Below are 19755 nucleotides of genomic sequence, written 5' to 3'. Positions count from 1 at the left end.
CGAAGGCGCGCCACTCTGGCGCGCCGATCGCCCATGATACCGCCCTTCGGTCGACGCTTCTCCCGAACTTCGAAATCAACGCCTTGTCGAACAATCGCTCGGTCGCCAGCGATCGAGTTCGTATTGACGACACAAGGAGAGAGTCGTATGTCGCGCTTGTTACTCATCGAAAAACCCGCCGTTCGGTGCCTGGGTCTGATTGCCGGGATGTTGACCGCAACTGCCACGGGGTCACCCCTCGATATCGAGAGCGTTAGGAGCTCTCCATCGACTGTTAGCAGCGGACTGGAAGAGAAAAAAACGGCCTATCGCCGGACTCGCCTCGATGTCTCCGATTTTCGCAGCAACACCCATGGAGACACGCCGAAGCAAGTGACCCTGCCCTTGCCGGAAGGTGGAAGTACAACGTTCACCTTGAGCGACTCCGGCGTCTTACCGCCCGCACTCGCCGCGCGTCATCCGGACATTCTCAGTATGAAGGGAGTGGACGCTTACGGACGCCGGTTGCGCCTTGATACATCGGCGAAAGGACTGCGTGCCATCGTGTTCGACGAAGCAGGGACGTGGCGCGTGCAGCCCGCGAATGCACCCGGCTTTGGCTCCGTGACAGATGGCGAATACGTCAGTTTTCGAGAAAATGTGCGGCAAGCCAGCACACAGTCATCGTCGGAACCGATGTGGGATTCAAACGGACCGCCGACCTCGTCCGGCTTTCGCGAATACCGTCTGGCTGTTGCGGCGACAAGTGCCTACACGAAGCACTTTAGCGGCACGGTCGGCGATGGATTGGCGAGTGTCGCCGAAACGATCAATCGCGTGAACGCCGTGTTCGAACGTGACCTGGGTATCCATCTCACACTCGTCGAGAACAGCGACATGATCATCTTCACCGATCCGGCAAAGGATCCCTATAGGCCGCCTGCAGGCGATACCGACTTTGACTTTGCCAGGAAGCAGAACGCCAAGGTGCTGGATCAGGTCATCGGTAAAGGTGAGTTTGACGTGGGGCATCTGTTCGAATCGTCGAATGGTGGGGGTGCTATCGACGGATCTGTCTGCGATGCCGAAAAAAAGGCGGATGCAAGTACGGGGCTGATTTCGCCCTCGACGGAACTTCCAGCGTTCAACGAGAGCTTCATCATCACAGTCATGCATGAATTGGCGCATCAGTTCGGTGCGCTCCACACCTTCAACGGGTGTCAGCGGGATTCGGATTCAGGGGTCGAGCCGGGCAGTGGCTCGACCATCATGAGTTACGCGGGCGAGTGTTTTCGTGCGGACAAATGGCCCGTGGAACTCAGCCCGCTGCATAATCTTCAAGACCTGCAGGACGAGTATTTCCATGCGAAGAGCATTTCCCAGGTACGCGCCTTTGTGGCTGGGCCCGGCTCCGCTTGTGGCGTGGCAAGAGCCCAGCGAGGTCAGCCGCTTTCCATTKTGAACTCGCAAGGCGCGATGAGTGCTTTCATTCCAGCACGGACACCGTTTGTCCTTGATGCTTACGCGCAGTCGGGGAATCGTCACGCGCGATTGACCTATGCATGGGAACAGGTCGACCTGGGGCCGGAACAAAGTGAAGACGAAGCTCTGATCGATACCGGCAAGGGCCCCATCTTTCGCTCATATCCGCCCACCGCGGCCGGAACGCGTGTTTTTCCGAAGCTGGAGGCCGTGCTTGGGGACGAGCCATTGAGTAAGGGAGAAGTGTATCCGGCGACGACGCGTGAGTTGAACTTCAGCCTCGCCGTGCGAGACAACGTGGGCGATAAGGCATCGGTGTCGTCTTCCCCCAGAACGGTTCGAGTGGTGGATACGGGGCAAGCCTTCGCCATCCGATATCCTTCTGCGAGCACAAGCTGGAAGGCGGGGAGCAGGCGGGTCGTTTCATGGAATGTAGCCGGCACCGCACGTTCGCCGATCCTCTGCAGAAGCGTAAGGATCGACTTGTCACCGGACGGAGGTTACTCCTACCTTTCAAAGCCACTGGCGGCCTCTGTGCCAAACTCGGGATATGCGTATATTGACGTCCCCGTGTTGGGTCGAGACCTGCTCAGTGCTCGCGTTCGCGTAACCTGTAACGGTCACCTGTTCTTTGCTGTGTCGCCTGGTAACTTCAAGGTCGTGAAATAGATGCAAGGTCCCGGACGAGGTTTGCCTTAATCACTTCGTCCGAGATCGAGCCAGCGGTACGCGTGAGTGTGCTCAGGGCCACAGTTGTTCCATGTAGTCCGAAATTGCATAGCGCTTGCTGTTCGCACGTTATACCGCCGGTGCTACGTTCGATGAGCCGCATAGGGCGGCCTACCAACTTCGGAGCGTTCTCATGGATAAGCGCGACCAGCCGATGCACGATGTCAATCTCTTCGGTATTCAGATCGAAGGTCCCTTGCAGATTGGCACCACGTCAGTGAAGTGGGCACCCAAGATCGACGACGTCGGTGATATCGGCCGCATCGGTTCCACGCACAGCGGCGGCGACTGGGGCTGAGTCCCGGGGCATCGTCCCGATCGGTCAAGAAGCACCGAAGCCGTCTCGTTAACGAGGCGGCTTTTCTTTGAGGGAGTTCCTGGTGATCAAGGCCGATATCGCGTTAGCCGATCTGTCTTACGAGCCCACGTGGCATGGCGATCGCCTGACGATAGGACCGAGCCGTCTTACCCCGTACGCGCATCCGATGGTTGAAACACGGGTGGTCCGGGCGCCAGGTCGTTGGTTCATCGTCGTCAGGGAGCGCCTGGCCGAATCCCTCGGCGAGATCGATAAACATGTCGTCGTCGATGCGCCCGACGACACGACGTATCACACGCTGCATCACGAGTGCCTGCTCTGGCCGCTCGATTATGTTCTGATCGAGGCAGCCCAGGCCGGGCATCGTCTGCGCGTCCGTGCCGGGCTGCTTGGCTCGGCGCCTGTCTATTCCAGGGTCACGGACAACCAGGTCAAGATTTCGTGGGACTCGGCGGATTTTTCCGATCGTCCCGCCATGATCGACATGGAAGTGGCGAGCCATCAGCTGGCCCTGCGCACGACCTACGCGGCACGTCAGTTGTATACCGGCGTGGTCCTGCTCACCGAGCGCGCTTCGTTGCACGTGGAGCCGGGCAGGGCGCGGTATCGCTATCCGGAACCGATAGAAGAAAGTATCCCAGCGGTGGACGATGGTGAAGACAGGCTGCCGCAATTTTCGGATGCGTTGCGGCGAGCCGTGTCATTACGGCCATGGCTCGAAGGGAGCGTGTCCCTGGAACTCAGCGGCGGTATGGACTCGGCGACGGTCGCCGTGGCGCTTGCGGGTCTTCATAAGGACATCGACAGCAAGGGCATTCTTCTCGATGGCGACGTGCGCGGCCCCCAGGTGCGCCGTCGGCAGCTCATGGCAGAGCGGCTCGGCCTTGCGGACCATACCGTGGACATCACGGCGTTTCCTCCGAGTCTCGACTTGAGCGCACCGCCTGAACCGTATGGCTTCTGCCGCGAGTTCTATCTGGAAGCGTGCTCGGCGCTATGGGCTTCGGCTCGGGACAAGGGGCGCCACACCTTGTTTACCGGCGTCGGAGGGGACGAGTTGTTTCCGGCCTACCTCGATGAGATTTCTGTCGGTGCCGCGAAAGGTCCGATTTGGGCACGCGATGCCCGCAGCTACGCCGAGGAGTTGCTCACGCCGCGCGCGCTGGCCGCAGCCCGCAGTCAGCCACTCTTCGATGCGCCGGCAAGTCCGGTGCCGGTAACGTCACTGCTGGCCAACGCATGCCGTGCGCCGGATCTGCTGAAGCACGGCCAGTGGCCGGTTCATCCCTTGAGCGATCCGCGGCTCGCCTACGTGTGCCATCGGCTGCCACGGAGCAGTCGCGAGGGCAGGGAGGTCATGCGGCGCTACCTCGAGAGCCATCTCGGTGGCGACGTGTTTCCCAAGGGATATCTGAAGGAAACCTTCGCCGACGTCTTGCCACCCTTGATCGCCCGCCATGCCGACACGCTGGCGAAGCAATTGAAGGAGTGCGCATTGGCCGACCTCGGGCTAGTCGATCACCATGCGCTACTCACCCTATTGGCAACGATCGCAAACACCCGCTCACACCCCGCCACATCAGCGTTCGCGTCCTTCCTATGGCTAGAGCGATGCGCCCGCCAGGCCAGCCACTCATAGGGCAGAGGCATGCCGTTGTAGGAGCCGATTCATCGGCGATCCACGATCACCTCACCGTCTCCCCACAGCCATCCTCCCCCGAGCCTCAGCCGCACACCGAATCCCCCGATGCGTCATCGCCCCAATCGCCTCCAGCGTCATCGACAGCCTCGCGCAATCCACGCTATCGGACTCATGGACCAACTCGGCCAGCATCTGCGTGACATTCCTCGCGTATTGCAGCCACTCGGTGGCCTCGTTCAACAGCTCATGTGCGTTGGCATCGTGTTCCATAAGCATGGTCCGCTCCTTCTGTATTCACCGCGCGCCGCCTAACGCGGCACGCCGGCGACAGCGCGGCGTGCCGCGGCCCATCGGACTCGCGGGTTAGTCGGCTGTCCGTGACCGGACGCCGAGCCTGTGATTGATGACGTAGGTGACGGCGTCAGCGCGTTCGATCTTCGCCGCACACGGCAACGCGCCGGGTGCTACGGCCAAGAAACATCTCATCAGAACGGCAGGCGCCGCGGTTATTCAACCGTGTCTACGCGGGACGCAGACGGCCCGGTTTCCGCTGGGGGTGTCGCCGGTGGGTGCTCGGCGAGCGAGCGAGTGCCGTAGAATGGTGGGCAGCCATTATCAACTCCTACTTCAGTTGGTTTGGTTAGCGGGTCAGGGGTGTTGACGCACCCTTGGCTCGCGATTTTCACCGCATCGAGCGATGGTTGCCTGCGACGTGATTCATGTCGATGACGCGGGCAACGGTGTGACCGTAGCAAAACAATTTCGGGTTGTCTGTAGGCGCGCAGCGGTCACTTCGCTGGGTCGTCAATTCGCATCGCGCTCTAGCTGCTCTTTTAATTGCTGCGCGCGGTGATTCGCCCATTCGGCCCATGCCTGCGTGACCAGTTCGTGGCGTGCTGTTTCTTCCCAGGTGTCGCCAGCGACGATCAAGGCGTCGCGATCATTAACGTGAGTAATTGCCTCGGGCTCCAGGGCGGGGACTCGCCCGCTGGTTGTTCCCGGTACCCAACGCATGGGCGCCATGTCGTCGTTCGAGATGCACGGACGACTTGATCAGTCGCATCGACGATACGTGCGAGGCCGAGATTGCCGCGCCAATCCCAGGGCTCCTCAAGCGCCGCGCTGATCACATCAGCGTAGTGATTGCCTGGGTGATTGGGGACATCCGCCATCGTTTCTGTCGGAAGATGAAGACGTAAAAAGCCATTTTGATCAGTAATCTACGGCTGATTTGTCGGAAGATGATTCTCCGACGGCAGATTTATTCAGTTCACGTTTATCTTACGGGCCTGGCAATGCCGGCCCCTGCTGCTGGTTCTGTTGGTTCTGCTGAGGTTGCTGCTGGTGGCCGGCCAAGACCTGTTCTCGCTGGGCAACCTGCTGCAACGCCAAGCTGCTTTGCTCGATCGGGGTGGACATGGCTTGGATGGTGTCGACCTCGGCCACTCGCTTCAGTGGCGAATTAGGTTCGCCTTGCACAGCGTAGGTGCGACTCGCGTCGTCGCTCAGCGCCACTTGGTGAATCTGCTTCAGGCCACCCTCGCGCGCGGCGACGACCAGCGATGCGGCAAGTCGATCGCTGCGTTCGTCAGGGACTCTTTGATGCTGGTCGTCGATCTGCCTGACGCCTTGCCGCGCTTGTTGGAACATCGGATGGTCCGGGTGACCGGGTTGGTCGACCCGCGCGGATACGGGATCAGTATTCAAGAACAGAGTGCTGGGGTGAAGCATCGTATTCCACGCGTTCGACGCACCCTCGCTCACCGAATGGCCCGCAGCACGAAAGTCCGCCGAGACTTCGTCGCGCACGTGGCGCGCCGTGTCCGCAACCTCGTGAGCAACCTGGTACGCCGCATGACCCACGGCATGGGCATCCTCGCGGATCTCGTGCCCCAGTCGCCGGCCGGCCTCTCCGATAGCCTTTGGCACCTCCCAGGTGGCCGATAGACCGTGGCGGATGTCCATGACGTCGTTGCGATATCGGTCGATCATGCCTTCGTGGGCGCGGTAGCGAGCTTCACTCTCGGGACTCATGAGCGACTGACCAAGCAGTGTGCTGTCGGGAACGAAGTTGTCGATCGAGTGCGAATCGAAGTCGATGGCCTTGACCGGATTGCGGATCGAGAGCATTCCGCCATCGTCGCGGTATCCCGCTTGGRAAAGCGTGTCGATGTCCTTTTGAGCAGCGTACACGCGCACCTCGCCGAAATGTTTGCTCGCGGCGCTCACGACGTCTCCAGCGCGCACGTGGTCGATGACCTGGGTGCCTCCGGCGGGAACGCCCTCCATAAGGCCAGCGGCGCCGTAAGCGTTAAATGTTTCGCCCTTTAGTCCATAACGCGCCGCGTTGATCTCTGCCAATGTTCCGCCGAGTGAGTGGCCGGTGACCGTGATCTCTGGCCGCGGTCGCTGCTGGTCCTTCGCTAGCTGGTTAGCCTCCGCTATGACCTTTTCAGCAAACTTGGTGGAGTCGTCCTTCTGCAGGTTAACTCCGGCGATCACCATCGCCGCATCGACGCCTCCGTCATGTACAGGCTCGCGATCAAACTCCGTCCCGCGATACGCGATGATGACCTGATTTGGCACCACGTCTTCGCGAATATAGGCTTGAGCCTGAAAGCCAGTTCGCGAATTGTTGGCAGCATCCATGACACGATATGAAATCCCGTCCAGGGTTACCGTCTTCTCCTTGTCCGTGTCGTGATAGACGTCCTGTGAAAGGAGTGCGTAGTCAGTCGAGCGGGGGCTCATTGAGCCTTCTCCTCGGCCTTCAGTGTGATGGTGAACGTTCGGCTGGGGTCGAGGTAAGCAGACTTATCCGGAGCACCAATGTCGATGCTCTCGTGAGTAACGTTCTCGTACGAATGTATGGAAAAGTACTTGATGACCTCCTGCTCGGCGAGGAGGTCGTTCAGGTAGATGGCAGGACTGAAGTTCACCTTGCCGTGGTGGAAATCGGCAGTGACGCCCACGATGGACCAGTGGCAGACGCCAAGGCCGAAATAGTCTTCGTCCTGGATCTGGTCGACATACACGACGCCCTTGTAAACGCCATCGCTGACTTTCTCGTACGCAACAGGGAGTGCTTTCTGGGGCTCTACGGTGGCTCCCGTGATCGGCGTGAGCGGCACGCAGGCCTTATTCATGACCTTGTAGTCGACACGACCTCCCATCGTCTCGAACGGCCCAGGTGCACCCTTCAGAGTAGCCGTGATCTCATAGCGCATGCGCGGGTTGGGGGTGAGCTTGATGTCAGGCTTCTTCATGGACGCACCGTAAGCAGAAAATGTAAGGGAGAGCAGCGCCGCGATGGAGGCGCATCGGAACAATCGAGTTCTCATGGTTACATTCATATCCCTGAAGTCATTCAGATCGAGAGCGGCGCGACATCGGCCTTCGTTAGTAGCCTCGACGTGAAGTATTTATCCTCGTAATAGCGGATCTTCTCGCACATCACCGGATGCGGAATACCCTCGTACAGGAACACTTCCTTGTCCGTGCCCATTGCCTTCAATTCCTGCGGCAACATCAGCGCACGCTTCTCTTCCGAATGGCTCTTCGACACGTCACCGTTCTTGTTCTTCGTGATGTTCTCGCGGCGCACGGTCGTGTAACCGAGCATGTCGGAGTAGTCGTTGGCGTCCTGCTGCTCGCGCGGTGCGAAGACGATCTGCAACGCATGGTTGGTGATGACCGTACGCGAGACGTCCTTGCCGTACGTCGCATCCAGCTGGGCCATGCTCTGGATGATCGGGAGCAGGCGGATGTTGTAGCCGGCCATGTACGAGACCGCCGAGGCGATGATCTCCACCTTGCCGATCGACGTGAACTCGTCCATCAACAACAGGCACTGGTGCTTCAGCTCCTTGTTGTTCTGCGGCAGTTCCTTGGTGTTGAGGTTGATCAGCTGGCTGAAGAACAGGTTCACGATCAGGCGGCTTTCGGCCAGCTTGTTCGGCTGGATGCCGATGTAGATCGTCATGCGCTTCTTGCGGACGTCGGTCAGGAGGAAATCGTCCTCGCTGGTCGCGGCGTCCAGCACCGGGTTGATCCAGGCGTTCAACGGCTCCTTGAAGGTGCCGAGGATCGAGGCGAAGGTTTCATTGGCCTGGGAGAGCATGTTGGCGAAGGCGGATTGCGCGTTTGAGCTGAGGCAAGGGTCCTTCGATAGCGCGGTGTAGAGCTCGCGCAGATCGGTGCCATCGCCGGACGACAGGCGATAGATCATGCCCAGCGTCGGCTTGCTGCGGACGGCAATGGGCCGGTTCTTCCGCTCGTCGTCTTCCCACTTTTCGCAGAGATAGAGGGAGAAGGCCATGAAGGCATTGCGGGCCTGGCTGACCCAGAACTTCTGGTCTTCCGATCCATCCGGATAGAGCATCGAGGAGATGCTCATCAGGTCCGACACGCGGAAGGCGGGATCCTTCGAGACGTAGCTCAGCGGATTCCAGCGATGGGTGCGCCGGTCTTCGGCAAACGGGTTGAACAGGTAGATCTCCTGCCCCTGCGACTTGCGCCAGCCGCTGGTGAGGTCGAAGTTCTCCTGCTTGATATCGAGGACAACGACCGACTCTTTGTAGTCGAGCAGGTTGGGGATCACCACGCCCACGCCTTTGCCCGAGCGGGTGGGGGCGGCGAGGATGACGAACTGCTGACCGGGAAGACGGACGAGATCGCCCTTGTACTTGCCGACGAGGATGCCGTTGTCGGCGGGAGACAGCATCTTCTGCTTGCGCAGATCCGACGCCGTGGCGAAGCGGGCGTCGCCGTGCATGGACTGCTTTTTCTTCTTCGTCAGGAAGTACAGCACCACGAACCACAGGATCAGCGGAAGGCCGAAGCCCAATGCACCGGCAGTCTCAATCTTCCATGCGTACGGACGCACCTGCGGCAGATTCAGTGCCCGCACGTATTCGTAATAAGTGGCCAGCCGCAGTGGGATCTGGCCCAGGCGGAGGAATAACAGGGTGAGATAGCCCGCAAGCATCTCACCCGCCACCAGGGCGACCACGAAAAGGCCGATCGCCCAATATCCCCTTGTCTTACTCATGCGCTATGTACCTTTTCCTTCGCTATGGGATCACAGGCCGGGCGACGGCTGTGTCCTCTCCTGATGGGTGGGTGTTTGCTGGCTGGCCAACTGGGCCTGCTGCTGTGCCTGTTGCGCCGCTTGCTGCCATTGGACGCTGCTTTCGGCGACCGAGGTGCTGGCAGCTTGTTCGGTGGGCATCTCGGCGATGCGCTTCAGCGGCGACTCGAGGCTGCCCTGCACGACGTAGATGCGCGACGCGTCCTCGCTGAGTACCGCCTTGTCGATCCGCTCGAGGCCGTCCTGGCGCGCCTTGACGACCAGACTGCCGGCGACGTTCTCGCTCACGCCGTCCGGCGCGCGGCCGTGAGCGCGGTCGAGCTCGTGGACCGCTTCGCGTGCCTGCTTGAACATGGGATGGTCGGGATGAGCGGTGTGATCGAGCGACACCCCAGGCTTGTCGTGTTCGAACCACGTGCCGGGGTGGGTGACGGTATTCCAGACGCTATGGGCTTTCGCTTCGACGGCATGGGCCCCATCGGCGATCTCGTGGCCCACGTGCTGGACGCCGGTCTTGAGATGATCGAAGCCTTCCTTGACCTCGTGGGCCGCGTACTCGACGCCATGCTCGACGGCGAGAACGCCTGCGCCGACGGCTTGGGCAGCCTTGTGTTCGATGGCGTCCTTCAGCTCACCGACGGCCTTGGGAATCTCCCACGCGGCGGACAGGCCCATGCGGATGTCGCCGACGTCGTTGCGGTAGCGGTCGATCATGCCCTCGTGGGCGCGATAGCGAGCCTGACTCTCGTCGGAAATGATGCTGTGGCCGAGGAGCTTGCTGTCGGGGATGAAGTTGTCGATCGCGTGCGAATCGAAATCGATGGCCTTGATCGGGTTACGAGGGCTCAGCAGGCCGCTGTCGTCCCGATAGCCTGCCTTGGACAGGGTATCGATGTCCTGCTGCGACGCGTAGACGCGAACCTCGCCGAAGTGAGGGCTGGCCGCGCTGACGACATCGCCCGCGCGGACGTGGTCGATGACCTGGTTGCCGCCTTCGGGTACGCCGTAAAGGCTTGCCGCACCGTAGGCATTGAACGTCTCGCCCTTGAGTCCGAACTTCGCCGCATTGATCTCCGCCAGCGTTCCGCCGAGGGAATGCCCGGTGACGGTGACGTTCGCCGTCCGATCGTTGAGGTCGGCGTCCTTCTGGGCCTTTGCCAGGACCTCCTGGGTGAAGGCTATGGAGTCGGGGGCCTGTGCGTTCACGCCCAGGAGTACCATCCCGGCGTCGACGCCACCATCGTGCACCGGTTCACGGTCGAACTCGGTGCCACGGTAGGCGATGACGATGTCACTGCTTCCCTTGCGCTGGTAGGCAGTCGCCTGGAACCCCGTTGCCGGATCGTCGGCGTTGGCAAAGACCGTGTACTGCTGTCCATCGATCTCGATGGAATCATTTTTTTCCGGGGTTCGGTACGAATCCTTTGCGAGCAGGGCGTAGCCTGTGGATTGGGGCGTCATTGACCCTTCTCCTCGGCACTCAGACTGATCGAGAAGGTGTGCGCGGGATCCTTGAACTCGGTCCTGCTCAGGTTCCCCGTATTGAGGAGATCAACGTCGCTCTCCGCATACGCACGGTTCGAGTAGTACTGAGTCACCGGCGTGTGCGCGAAGATATGGTCCTTGGGTAGTGATGCTGCAAAATCCATCTTCTTGACCCGCGCTTCCACACCAGCGGCGACGATCGACCAATGGCAGACACCCTTCCCGAAGTAGTCTTCGTCCTGGAGGAGGTCGGCGAAGAGTTCGCCGCGATAAACGCCGTGGCCGATCGACACCAGCTTTAGCGGAACGCGTTTCGACGGCGGAATAGTCGCACCTGTGATCGGCGTCATGGGAACGCAGTCCTCGTTGCTGACCCGGTAATCGACCGTGCCATTGACGGTGTCGAACGGGCCCGGCGCGTCCTCGATGCGCACGGTCACTTCGTAGCGCATGCGTGGATTCGGATTGAGCTTGATGTCGGGATTGTTCATGGTGGCACCGTGGGCAAGTTGAGTCAGGGAGAAGAGCAGGGCGGTCATGACCAGGGATGGCTTTACCATCATGGGTTGACCCCCTTGGGTTTCATCGTCATCACGTATTCCTCGATCTTGTTTCGAGTGGCCGAGATGGTCACGGAGAAGGTGGCGTTCGCCTCATCCTGATACTGCGAGCGGTCGGTTTCGCCGGTGTCCACACGCCCCATCTGCGTCGTTGCATAGGATCGATTGGAGTAGTAGCGGGTAACTGGGTTGCCTTTCAACAGGTCGTCGTGGAAAAGCGGTGCGCGGAAGTCCAACTGCTTGACCCAAAGATTGGCGCTGGCCGCTACGACTGACCAATGACAAACACCCTTGCCGTAATAGTCTTCGTCCAGAAGCAGGTCGGCGAAAACCTCTCCCTTGTAGAGGTTGCTGCCTGTATGCGTGAGTACGACGGGTGCCCGCTTCTCGGGTGCCACGGTAGCGCCTGTGACAGGCATGAGTGGCACGCAGTCCTCGTTGCTCACGCGGTAGTCGACGACACCTTCGATGCGATCGAAKGGGCCCGGCGCGTTGTCCACCTTGACGGTGATCTCATAGCTCATTCTTGGCTGGCGATTGAGCTTGATGTCAGGTTTCTTCATGGCGGCGCCGTAAGTCGAGCACGTGAAAAGAAGTGCAGACATCAATCCAAGGGAGACGGAAGACGATTTAATCAGGCGCACATGTGTGGTCCTCTCCGGCTTGCGCTTCATGGTTTGCCTTCCTCAGCCTTCAGTGTGATCCAGAACAGGCCGCCCGTACCGTGGAACTGCGCACGGTCGGCGATKCCCGTATCGAGGCGATCTGGCTTTGCCTTGGCGTAGGAAGCTTCGGCAAAGAAACGGGGAACCGTCTTCCCGGCAAGAAGGTCGTCATGGAAAAGCGAGGCGCTGAAGGTGACGGTGGCGTGGGTAAGCTCGATACCCGCTGCCATGAGGTTCCAATGACAGGGGCCTTTGCCGAAGTAATCTGCGTCCTGCAGCAGGTCGAGGTAGACCGTGGCCCGATACACGTTGTCGTGGTCATGGCGAAAGTCGATATCAACACGTTTCTCGGGAACGATGCGTGCACCCATGATCGGCGTCGGCGAGACACACAAATCATTGGTGACACGGTAATCGGCGATGCCGTGAATGCGATCGAACGGGCCTGGGGCGCCTTCAACAGTCGCGGTTATCTCGTACCGCTTTTTCGGGGTCGGGTTCTCCTTGATGTCGGTTTGGGACATGGTCGCGCTACAGGCGCTGCAGGGAAGAGCGAGCGACCCGATGATGACGGAGGTACGAAGGGAGATCATGGCTCGGCCGAGGCCTTACGCTCCTGTGTCTTCAGGATTCAGGCCCATCGAATATTCCTCGATGTCCTTGCCGTCGGTCCACCCGGTCGCACAGTCGCCAGCGTAGTGGCCATCCGGCTTCAGTGTGCAGGCTGTCCCGCTGGGCGGCCGCTTCCAATCGATGGGAGTATCGGCGCCCTTGCAGCTGTCGTTTCCCTTGCATGCCTTAACGGTCTTCGTGGGTACGGCCTTGACCAGCGCACGGATCAGGGCGCCTTCCTTTCGCTGCGTCGCCTGGATGCAGAGCAACTGATGCTGGCCCACGTGGGCGATGGGCTTTGACAAGCTGGCTTTGTAATGGTCTTCGAGCGTGACTCCCTTGGCGCTGTCGACGCCGCCGAAGGCCATATTCGAGGTGCAGTCGTCGTTGACGTCCACGGCATCGCCGTCGATGGTGCAGGCGGCGTTGCCATAGGTGTCCTTGGCGCAGACGACCTTGGAGCCAGGCGATGACGCCTGAAGCAGGGACTGGAGGGCGCCTGCGTCCGGCTTCTTCGCGGCGAAGGCCGAGGGCGCGGCAAGCAGCAGGGCGATACAGAAGTAAGGCAGCAAGACCGGACGGCGCGATAGGGGAGTCATGGCGTGGGGCATCCTGGGTTCCAAAGACGAAGTCGAGGCGCGCATCAGGCGGTCTGGTTCGGGGCAAGGGGTTGCGGCGACTGTGTCGGTGCGCCCACAGCCTGTTGCTGCGTCTGTTGCGCGGCAACCTGCAACGACTGGCGGCCGCTCTCCTCCAGCGAGGTGTTGGCGGCTTCCTGCGTCGACGCTTCGGCCACTTTCTTGAAAGGCGAATTGAGCTCGCCTTGCACGGCGTAGATCTTGCTGGCGTCGTCGTTGAGGACGGCGTGGTCGACTCGGGTCATACCCTGGTCGATCGCCTTGGTGGTGAGTACACCGGCGATCTGATCGCTCTGCAGGTCGGGGGTGCGCTGGTGCTGTGCATCGAGGCGGTGCACGGCGTCGCGGCTCTGGTGGTACAGGGCCTGGTGGGGATGCCCAGCGGCGTCGAGTCGTGGCGTCGCCGCATGCAGGGCTTCCTTGGTCGCTGGGCCCGCCACACCATCGGCATGCAGGCCATGGGCGCGTTGGAAGCGTTCGACGGCTGCGTTGGTATGCGCGCCGAAGTCGCCGTCCGGCTGGAGCGCATGGCCGTGTTCGTCCTTGTAGCCGAGGCGGTGCAGGGTGGCCTGTAGATCGCGGACCTGGTCGCCCTTGTCGCCGTGGCGTAGCGGGGCCTCGTGGGTGGGTGTGGTATGTGTGGGCGTGACATGCCCAGGCGTGCTCTGCGCCGACGTCGTGTGGCCGGGAGGTGCGGGCGGTTGCGGCGTGGCGTGCGTCGCCGGGCCATGAGGTCCGGAGGGCGTCGAAGTCGTTGGGCCATCCGGCGAGTTGCCATGCAACGGCTCACGGACACGAAACTCCGGCTTCGCACGGAGCGCACCGACGATCTCCATGTTCTTGCCGTCCCAGTAACCACCGGGCGTGACGTTTACTTCGGCCGGTCCGGAGCCAACCTGCGAGCCGATGAAGTGGATATGTCCCTCGGCGTCGTAGCCCTTGAAGATGGCGACGTGCTGGCCGGAGCCATGCTTGTCGCGGAACATCAGGACGTCGCCCGGCTGTAGCGAACCATTCTTCTGGTGCGCATCGCCAGCGGAGATAACGTCGAAGTGATTACGTGCGTAGTGTGTCGGCGTGTTGCCTTCGAACAGGTCGTGCGTGCCGAACGGCGTGGCAGGGACGCCGTAGCCGGCGTCGTGCATGCCGCGCCAGACGAAGGACGAGCAATCGACGCCGAGGCGGCCGTCGTGATCGTTGTCCTGCTCGGTGCGGCTGCTGTCGGTGTGGCCGTCGCCACCATGATTGCGCAGCGACATATCCGGCCGGCCGTATTCGTACTGGCGGCCCGACTTGAGGAAGTGTTCGTTGGCTTCGTTAAAGATGTCGCGGCTCATGCGGTTTCTCCGTCACGGAGCGCCAGGCGGCGCGGCTTAAGGCAGGAAGAGGTGGCGCGCATCGGTTCAGCGGCCATGGGTCGGTCCCTCGATCGTCGGTTGCGCCATGCTCTGGCTGGCGGCCACCTGCTGGGATGCGTCATGCGCGGCGGCCTGTTGCCATTGGAAGCTGCTGCTCTCGATGTAGGTGCCGACGCCGATTTCCGTCGGGACTTCGGCGAACTTCTTGAAGGGTGAGTTGGCGTCACCCTGCACCGCATAGGCGCGGCTGAAGTCGCTGTTCATTTCGACATGGTCAATCCGGTTCATGCCGTTGCGCCGGGTTTCAACAGTCAGTGCCCCTGCCAGGTTCTCGCTCATCTGGTCGGGTTGGCGGCCTGTGGAAGCATCCACGGTATGGACACCCCGGAGCGCCTGCTGAAACATGGCGTGGTCGGGGTGGCCTGGCTCGGTGAGCTTGGGAGGGTGGAGTAGGCGGTCGAGTTGGGGGGAGCCGGTGGGGGAGCCCCAACTCGCATCGGCGCCGTACTCGGGAACGATGCCGAGTGTGCGGGCCCCCACGACAGCGCCGTGGCCCAACCGTGTTGCTTCGGAATTGAAAGCCTGTGCTGCGAGGGTCGCGCCTTCCCCAACGCCGCTCGCGAACGCCTGTGTTCCGTGGCGCGCAGCTTCAACGACACGGGCACCGGCGCCTTCGATGTGCTCAGTCACAGACCTCTGTGCTTCCCATGCGACCGAAGCATGCGAGCGGATGGTGGAGATGTCGGAGCGATAACCGTCGATTAGCTCTTTGTTGGTTTGGTATCGGGCTTCTGCATCCGGGCTTAAGATGGATTCTCCGAGAAGCTCATTGTTCGGAACAAAGTTCTCGATGCCGTGTGACGAAAAGTCCACAGCGAGGACGGTCCGAAGGTTGTTGAACCCGTCGTGGTGCCCGTAGCCGGCGGCGTCGACCCTGTCGACGTCTTGTTGGGCGGCATAGATTTTTACCGTACCGAGATGGGGGCTCGCCGCGCTCACCGGATCGCCAGCGCGGGCGTGGTCGACGAGATGCCCTGCCACGTTCTGCACGTGCGGGTCGAGTCCTTTGGCTCCATACGCGTTGAAGGTCTGGCCGTCAAGACCAAAGCGGCCGGCGTTGATCTCCGCCAAGGTGCCTCCCAGCGAGTGGCCAGTAACGCTGATATGGGTCATAGATCCCGAATTGCGGTCGTCATTGCGCACTGTGTCGATGACATGGCGCGTAAAGGACTCCGCAGATACATCTTGCGGATTAAGTCCAGCGAGAACCATTGCTGCATCGACGCTGCCGTCCTTGAACGGCTCTCGATCGAACTCGGTACCCCTGTAGGCGATTATTACTTCAGACTTGTCGCGAGATCGGTATGCGGTCGCCTGAAATCCCAGGCGCGACGGCTCACTGGAGTCGAGCACGGTATACGTGTCAGCACCGAGAGTTACGCGGTCGCCGGGAATATGAGAGCGGTATGAATCCTTGGCGAGCAGGGCGTATTCTTGCGGCCTAAGACTCATTTCACCGCCCCTTTGGCATCCAGTGAGATCGCAAACGTATTGATTGCGTCAGCATAGGTGCCTCGGTGGTCAGAGCCGGAGTCGAGAATTTTTACCGTGCCGGCGAGCGCATTCTTCGAGTAGTAGGTAGACACGCTCGACTGAGTCGTGATGTCCTTCTGAAATATCCCGGCTGAAAACTCGGTTTCGCCTTTCCTCGCGATCACACTTGCCGCAACGAGTGACCAATGGCAGATTCCCTTGCCGAAGTAATCCTCATCTTTTAGGCGATCGGTAAAGACGAACATTCTGTATTCGTTGTTTCCGATAGGTACGACTTCGAGATCAATACGCTTTGTCGGTGCAACTTTGACACCCGATACGGGTGTCATGGGTACACATGACTCGTTGATGACCTGGTAATTCACCGATGCGCTGAATCCGTCGAGAGCTACAGGCGATCCTTCGATACGAGCGATGATTTCGTAGCGCATCGAGGCGTTGGCATTGAGTTCGATCTTAGGGTCTTCGATGTTTCCACCACATGCAGGCAGTAAGAGAAACAGGCCGGGGACGGCGACCTGAGCGAGCCAACGGAAGGAGGCGAGTTCATTCGTGCGATCGCTCATTGCCTCAACTCCCGTGCAACGACTTTGATCGAAAAGGTTTTCGACGGGTCAGAATAGGCGTCACGATCCGTGTTTCCCGTGTTGCGCATGTCGGTCGAGCTTTGTTGATATGCCGCGAAGGAGAAGTAGCGCACCTCCTGGTTATCGGCCGGATATTTGAAGTCAGGCGACGGTGTTATGAACTTCATCCGTCCGCGCCTGACGATTACGCTGAAGAGCGCAGCGGACCAGTGGCAAACACCCTTCGAGTAGAAGTCCTTGTCTTTTAGGAGGTCGACGTACATGTCAGTCTCGTAAGTGGTTTCGCTGATTTTTCGTAGCTTCAAATCGACGCGCTTGCTGGGAAGCAGCCGAGCGCCGGATATAGGTTGTTCGGGGACGCACGAGTAGTCCGTGACGCCATAATCCACGTGTGCCTCGATGCTATCGAAGGGGCCGGGAGCGTTCTCGAATGTGACGATGATTCCGTAGCGCTTCGTTGGATGCGGGTTAAGCTCGATCTTGGGGTCGCCCAAGAGTCCGCTGCATGAGGCGAAGGCCAGGCAAAGGCCAATGACTGAAATCAGAGCGAGTACCCACCGTCCCGGGCGCTGGCTTCTACGGAAACCTGCCCCGAAAAGGCGTGGTGCATTAGGTTTGTCGCTTCCTATTGTCATGGTCTCAACGCCCCGGCTTCGGCGAGTCTGGCGCCTGCGGATGGAGACTCTCTGGCGACAGCTGTGGGGTGTTATTGGCGGACGGCAGAGTAGAGGGCGCTTGCCTGGATATTTCAGCTCCGCTCTGATCGATCGGCGTATTGACTGCCTTCGCCGTGTCGACGTCGACCGTTCGTTTGGTCGGGGAGTTGAGGTCGCCCTGAACGGCATACGCGCGGCTACCATCATCGCTCAGCAGGACGTGATCGATCTTAGACAGACCCCGGCGTTTCGCTTCGGCGGTCAGCGCGCCTGCAAGCTGGTCGCTCTGCTTATCCGGCGTACGGCCATATTTTGCATCCAGTGCATGCACGGCATTACGCGCCTGTTCGTACATCGCGTGCTCCGGATGCATGGGGCTGTCCAGCCGCCCGGACTGCGCGGCGCGCTGAACGGCGTCCTGATGCTTTGCCTGGGCGAGCGCTTCCATCGTTCGCGGCCCCGCGACGCCGTCCGCGACAAGGTGATGATCGCGCTGAAACGCTTCCAGCGCGGCTCGCGTGCCGGGGCCGAACTTGCCGTCGGTGTGGAGTTCACTGTGCTGGCCGTTGGTATAGCCCAGCCGGGCGAGGCTCCCCTGGAGCAGGCGGACGTCCTCGCCGCTCGCGCCCTCTTTGAGGGTCGAGGCCTTGTCGGATCCGTGCGCTGGCAGGGCAGGTTGTGGATTCCCCACGTTGCCCTCGGCGAGGCGATGCATCACGTCGGGCGTGAGGCGGTGCTGCCATTCCTCGAACCGGTGCTCGCGATCTTCCAGGCCGTTGTACTTGCCGTTGACGGCCTTGGTTGCCGCGCGAACATCATCCCTAGCGTTCTCGGGCACGCGATTTTCCCAATACCAGACTGCGATGCGGGACGCGTTCTGGGGATCGGCGGCGAGTTCGGGGTGCTTGAGCAGATCGAGGTCCAGCGCTTCGCCGGCGGCGCGGTAGTTGTCCTTGCCGGTGAGCTGGATATAACCGCGGCCGTGATACTTCCAGCCATCGCCCGGTTCGTCGTTGCCGTTTCGGCCGCCGTACATCAACTCGGCCAAATGCTCGGGCTTGCCCATCAGGGCTTCCTTGCGCGCGGCCTCCAGAACCTCCGGGCCTTCGCGCCAGGCGGATTGCACTGGAATCTGGGAGATGTTTCGCGTATAGCGAAAGCTCTCCTCGAGCCGGTTAAGCCCGTTGGATTCATGAGTGACCTGGGCCATGAAGTTGGCCAGCTCTCTCGGGTTGGTGATGCCCGCCGCGGTCGCGTCGGTCAGCACCTGGGTTTCGCGATCAATCGCCATGTGTAGCTCCTGGTTGACTCACTTGCGGTGGCGCGTCTCTTAGCTTCGTAACACCGCCGTCATTGCTTGCGGCAGCATCACGGAAACGTTACTTCCGGGAGCTTGCTCGGGTCGAAGTCGCTGAACGTGATCGTGCCGAGCTCGTTTACGGTCAAGCTGACATGCTTTTCCTTTTCAGTGACCGTGTCGACCACTTTGCGAGAGACAGCCGAGACGAACCAGTCCTTCTTGCTACTGATGTACGAGAACGTGTACTCGTCTGTCCAGCGTTCGCGACTACCACCGCCGACAACAACGGTGAAGCTGCCTTTTGCGACGCTCATATAACCGTAGGGATCACCTGACGTGCCACCACAAGACCCGCAGGGGACGAGGTGCCTGTTAGAAGCAACCTTCTGGAGGTTGCCCGTCGCATCCCTGACGAGGATAACGACGTCACGCGGAGGACCTTCTCCGAGTCGGCCCGATCCGCTTGGCGAAGGTTCGATCACCAGCAGAGCGCCCATATGTCCGTCAGCGGCGATCTCCCCAAGCTTCGAATCGAGAACCCTCGCCCCGCCGGTCGCGAAGGATGTCAGGTCATCCATGTGGCTTCCTTTGGTGTGGGTGGCCGGGACCGTCGACGGACGAGCGTAAGGATTCGTGCTTTGAGCGCCGATTGTGCCGGAAATGAGCAAGCCCACGACGAGCGCGAGAATCTGAAAGGTGCGCTCAGAAGTCATGAGGCGTCTCATCCATCACGGACTGGCATCGGCTGGATCGCGAGCCGACGACGTTGACATGACCGACTTGGCTGCGCCTAAGGCGAATGCCTTGGGGCACACGCGTGCGAACAGCAATGCCGAGTAGGCGTTGAAGCAGTAGTAGTTGGTGACGGTGAATGTTCCCAACTCCTTGCTGATCGGAGCCCAACAATCCTGCGGAACGCCGACTGTGCAGAAGATGAAAGGGTTGTTTCCGTAATAAGGGATCGGCTCGTAGTACTGCGCAGCGGCGGCAGAGCTGAAGCCGAAGAGTAGAGCGGTTAGTAGGAACTTCTTCATTGCTGATCCTTATGCCAATGTTGTTCGAACCCTGGATGCGTGACGTTGGCGTGGACTATGTGATCC

The 19755-nt window shown here is 60.5% G+C and carries 19 protein-coding genes; 3 read left to right on the top strand and 16 right to left on the bottom strand.

Annotated features, from left to right (window positions below; genetic code table 11):
- Positions 1 to 147 precede the first annotated feature (147 nt).
- The 3 genes from AC1DYM_RS17825 (at position 148) to AC1DYM_RS17815 (ending at position 4148) form a co-directional block, all read left to right on the top strand.
- Positions 148 to 2130, top strand: a complete 1983-nt coding sequence (locus AC1DYM_RS17825; protein WP_477340600.1) for a reprolysin-like metallopeptidase — start codon at positions 148 to 150, stop codon at positions 2128 to 2130.
- 193 nt (positions 2131 to 2323) lie between these two features.
- Positions 2324 to 2488, top strand: a complete 165-nt coding sequence (locus AC1DYM_RS17820) for a hypothetical protein (protein ID WP_477340598.1) — start codon at positions 2324 to 2326, stop codon at positions 2486 to 2488.
- 82 nt (positions 2489 to 2570) lie between these two features.
- Positions 2571 to 4148: an asparagine synthase-related protein gene (locus AC1DYM_RS17815; RefSeq protein WP_477340596.1), complete on the top strand. Its 1578-nt coding sequence runs from the start codon at positions 2571 to 2573 to the stop codon at positions 4146 to 4148.
- A gap of 807 nt (positions 4149 to 4955) precedes the next feature.
- On the opposite strand, the gene AC1DYM_RS17810 is transcribed toward AC1DYM_RS17815, so the two are convergent.
- From AC1DYM_RS17810 to AC1DYM_RS17735, 16 genes are all read right to left on the bottom strand, one after another.
- Positions 4956 to 5174, bottom strand: a complete 219-nt coding sequence (locus AC1DYM_RS17810; protein WP_477340594.1) for a hypothetical protein — start codon at positions 5172 to 5174, stop codon at positions 4956 to 4958.
- Positions 5175 to 5432: 258 nt separating this feature from the next.
- The gene (locus AC1DYM_RS17805; RefSeq protein WP_477340592.1) at positions 5433 to 6902 is read right to left on the bottom strand and encodes an XVIPCD domain-containing protein; all 1470 of its coding nucleotides are present in this window, start codon (positions 6900 to 6902) and stop codon (positions 5433 to 5435) included.
- Positions 6899 to 7417 (bottom strand): hypothetical protein, encoded by a 519-nt coding sequence (locus AC1DYM_RS17800; protein ID WP_477340590.1) that lies wholly within the window; start codon positions 7415 to 7417, stop codon positions 6899 to 6901. Before AC1DYM_RS17800 ends, AC1DYM_RS17805 begins: the two co-directional genes overlap by 4 nt.
- 101 nt (positions 7418 to 7518) lie before the next feature.
- Positions 7519 to 9201: a type IV secretory system conjugative DNA transfer family protein gene (locus AC1DYM_RS17795; RefSeq protein WP_477340588.1), complete on the bottom strand. Its 1683-nt coding sequence runs from the start codon at positions 9199 to 9201 to the stop codon at positions 7519 to 7521.
- Between the two features lie 30 nt (positions 9202 to 9231).
- A complete protein-coding gene (locus AC1DYM_RS17790; protein ID WP_477340587.1) occupies positions 9232 to 10701 on the bottom strand; it encodes an XVIPCD domain-containing protein in 1470 nt (489 codons plus the stop codon).
- Positions 10698 to 11288, bottom strand: a complete 591-nt coding sequence (locus AC1DYM_RS17785) for a hypothetical protein (protein ID WP_477340585.1) — start codon at positions 11286 to 11288, stop codon at positions 10698 to 10700. The genes AC1DYM_RS17790 and AC1DYM_RS17785 overlap by 4 nt, the downstream gene beginning before the upstream one ends.
- Positions 11285 to 11959, bottom strand: coding sequence for a hypothetical protein (locus tag AC1DYM_RS17780; RefSeq protein ID WP_477340583.1), 675 nt, complete (start codon positions 11957 to 11959; stop codon positions 11285 to 11287). Before AC1DYM_RS17780 ends, AC1DYM_RS17785 begins: the two co-directional genes overlap by 4 nt.
- Positions 11956 to 12474, bottom strand: coding sequence for a hypothetical protein (locus tag AC1DYM_RS17775; RefSeq protein ID WP_477340581.1), 519 nt, complete (start codon positions 12472 to 12474; stop codon positions 11956 to 11958). Before AC1DYM_RS17775 ends, AC1DYM_RS17780 begins: the two co-directional genes overlap by 4 nt.
- 84 nt (positions 12475 to 12558) lie before the next feature.
- Positions 12559 to 13161, bottom strand: a complete 603-nt coding sequence (locus AC1DYM_RS17770) for a hypothetical protein (RefSeq protein ID WP_477340580.1) — start codon at positions 13159 to 13161, stop codon at positions 12559 to 12561.
- A gap of 44 nt (positions 13162 to 13205) precedes the next feature.
- Entirely contained in the window at positions 13206 to 14537 is a 1332-nt protein-coding gene (locus tag AC1DYM_RS17765) for an XVIPCD domain-containing protein (protein WP_477340578.1), read from the bottom strand.
- Between the two features lie 66 nt (positions 14538 to 14603).
- On the bottom strand, positions 14604 to 16070 hold the full coding sequence (locus tag AC1DYM_RS17760; protein WP_477340576.1) for an XVIPCD domain-containing protein: 1467 nt from the start codon (positions 16068 to 16070) through the stop codon (positions 14604 to 14606).
- The gene (locus AC1DYM_RS17755; protein ID WP_477340574.1) at positions 16067 to 16678 is read right to left on the bottom strand and encodes a hypothetical protein; all 612 of its coding nucleotides are present in this window, start codon (positions 16676 to 16678) and stop codon (positions 16067 to 16069) included. The genes AC1DYM_RS17760 and AC1DYM_RS17755 overlap by 4 nt, the downstream gene beginning before the upstream one ends.
- The gene (locus AC1DYM_RS17750) at positions 16675 to 17193 is read right to left on the bottom strand and encodes a hypothetical protein (RefSeq protein WP_477340572.1); all 519 of its coding nucleotides are present in this window, start codon (positions 17191 to 17193) and stop codon (positions 16675 to 16677) included. The genes AC1DYM_RS17755 and AC1DYM_RS17750 overlap by 4 nt, the downstream gene beginning before the upstream one ends.
- Before the next feature lie 145 nt (positions 17194 to 17338).
- Complete coding sequence (locus AC1DYM_RS17745; RefSeq protein WP_477340570.1) at positions 17339 to 18646, bottom strand: XVIPCD domain-containing protein; 1308 nt, start codon at positions 18644 to 18646, stop codon at positions 17339 to 17341.
- 77 nt (positions 18647 to 18723) lie between these two features.
- Positions 18724 to 19368: a hypothetical protein gene (locus AC1DYM_RS17740; RefSeq protein ID WP_477340568.1), complete on the bottom strand. Its 645-nt coding sequence runs from the start codon at positions 19366 to 19368 to the stop codon at positions 18724 to 18726.
- Between the two features lie 15 nt (positions 19369 to 19383).
- Positions 19384 to 19689 carry a hypothetical protein gene (locus tag AC1DYM_RS17735; protein WP_477340567.1) on the bottom strand — a complete coding sequence of 102 codons (306 nt, stop codon included), beginning with the start codon at positions 19687 to 19689 and terminating at the stop codon, positions 19384 to 19386.
- Positions 19690 to 19755: the final 66 nt, after the last annotated feature.

Source organism: Luteibacter sp. P1_D3 (genome assembly GCF_056406135.1).
This window is presented reverse-complemented; position numbering and strand designations above follow the sequence as displayed.

What these genes read in the sequence shown, in the direction of transcription:
- AC1DYM_RS17820 (WP_477340598.1), top strand. Translation starts at nt 2,324, where the DNA reads ATGGATAAGCGCGACCAGCCGATGCACGATGTCAATCTCTTCGGTATT.
- AC1DYM_RS17810 (WP_477340594.1), bottom strand. Translation starts at nt 5,174, where the DNA reads ATGGCGCCCATGCGTTGGGTACCGGGAACAACCAGCGGGCGAGTCCCC.
- AC1DYM_RS17800 (WP_477340590.1), bottom strand. Translation starts at nt 7,417, where the DNA reads ATGAAGAAGCCTGACATCAAGCTCACCCCCAACCCGCGCATGCGCTAT.
- AC1DYM_RS17795 (WP_477340588.1), bottom strand. Translation starts at nt 9,201, where the DNA reads ATGAGTAAGACAAGGGGATATTGGGCGATCGGCCTTTTCGTGGTCGCC.
- AC1DYM_RS17790 (WP_477340587.1), bottom strand. Translation starts at nt 10,701, where the DNA reads ATGACGCCCCAATCCACAGGCTACGCCCTGCTCGCAAAGGATTCGTAC.
- AC1DYM_RS17785 (WP_477340585.1), bottom strand. Translation starts at nt 11,288, where the DNA reads ATGATGGTAAAGCCATCCCTGGTCATGACCGCCCTGCTCTTCTCCCTG.
- AC1DYM_RS17770 (WP_477340580.1), bottom strand. Translation starts at nt 13,161, where the DNA reads ATGACTCCCCTATCGCGCCGTCCGGTCTTGCTGCCTTACTTCTGTATC.
- AC1DYM_RS17765 (WP_477340578.1), bottom strand. Translation starts at nt 14,537, where the DNA reads ATGAGCCGCGACATCTTTAACGAAGCCAACGAACACTTCCTCAAGTCG.
- AC1DYM_RS17760 (WP_477340576.1), bottom strand. Translation starts at nt 16,070, where the DNA reads ATGAGTCTTAGGCCGCAAGAATACGCCCTGCTCGCCAAGGATTCATAC.
- AC1DYM_RS17755 (WP_477340574.1), bottom strand. Translation starts at nt 16,678, where the DNA reads ATGAGCGATCGCACGAATGAACTCGCCTCCTTCCGTTGGCTCGCTCAG.
- AC1DYM_RS17745 (WP_477340570.1), bottom strand. Translation starts at nt 18,646, where the DNA reads ATGGCGATTGATCGCGAAACCCAGGTGCTGACCGACGCGACCGCGGCG.
- AC1DYM_RS17740 (WP_477340568.1), bottom strand. Translation starts at nt 19,368, where the DNA reads ATGACTTCTGAGCGCACCTTTCAGATTCTCGCGCTCGTCGTGGGCTTG.
- AC1DYM_RS17735 (WP_477340567.1), bottom strand. Translation starts at nt 19,689, where the DNA reads ATGAAGAAGTTCCTACTAACCGCTCTACTCTTCGGCTTCAGCTCTGCC.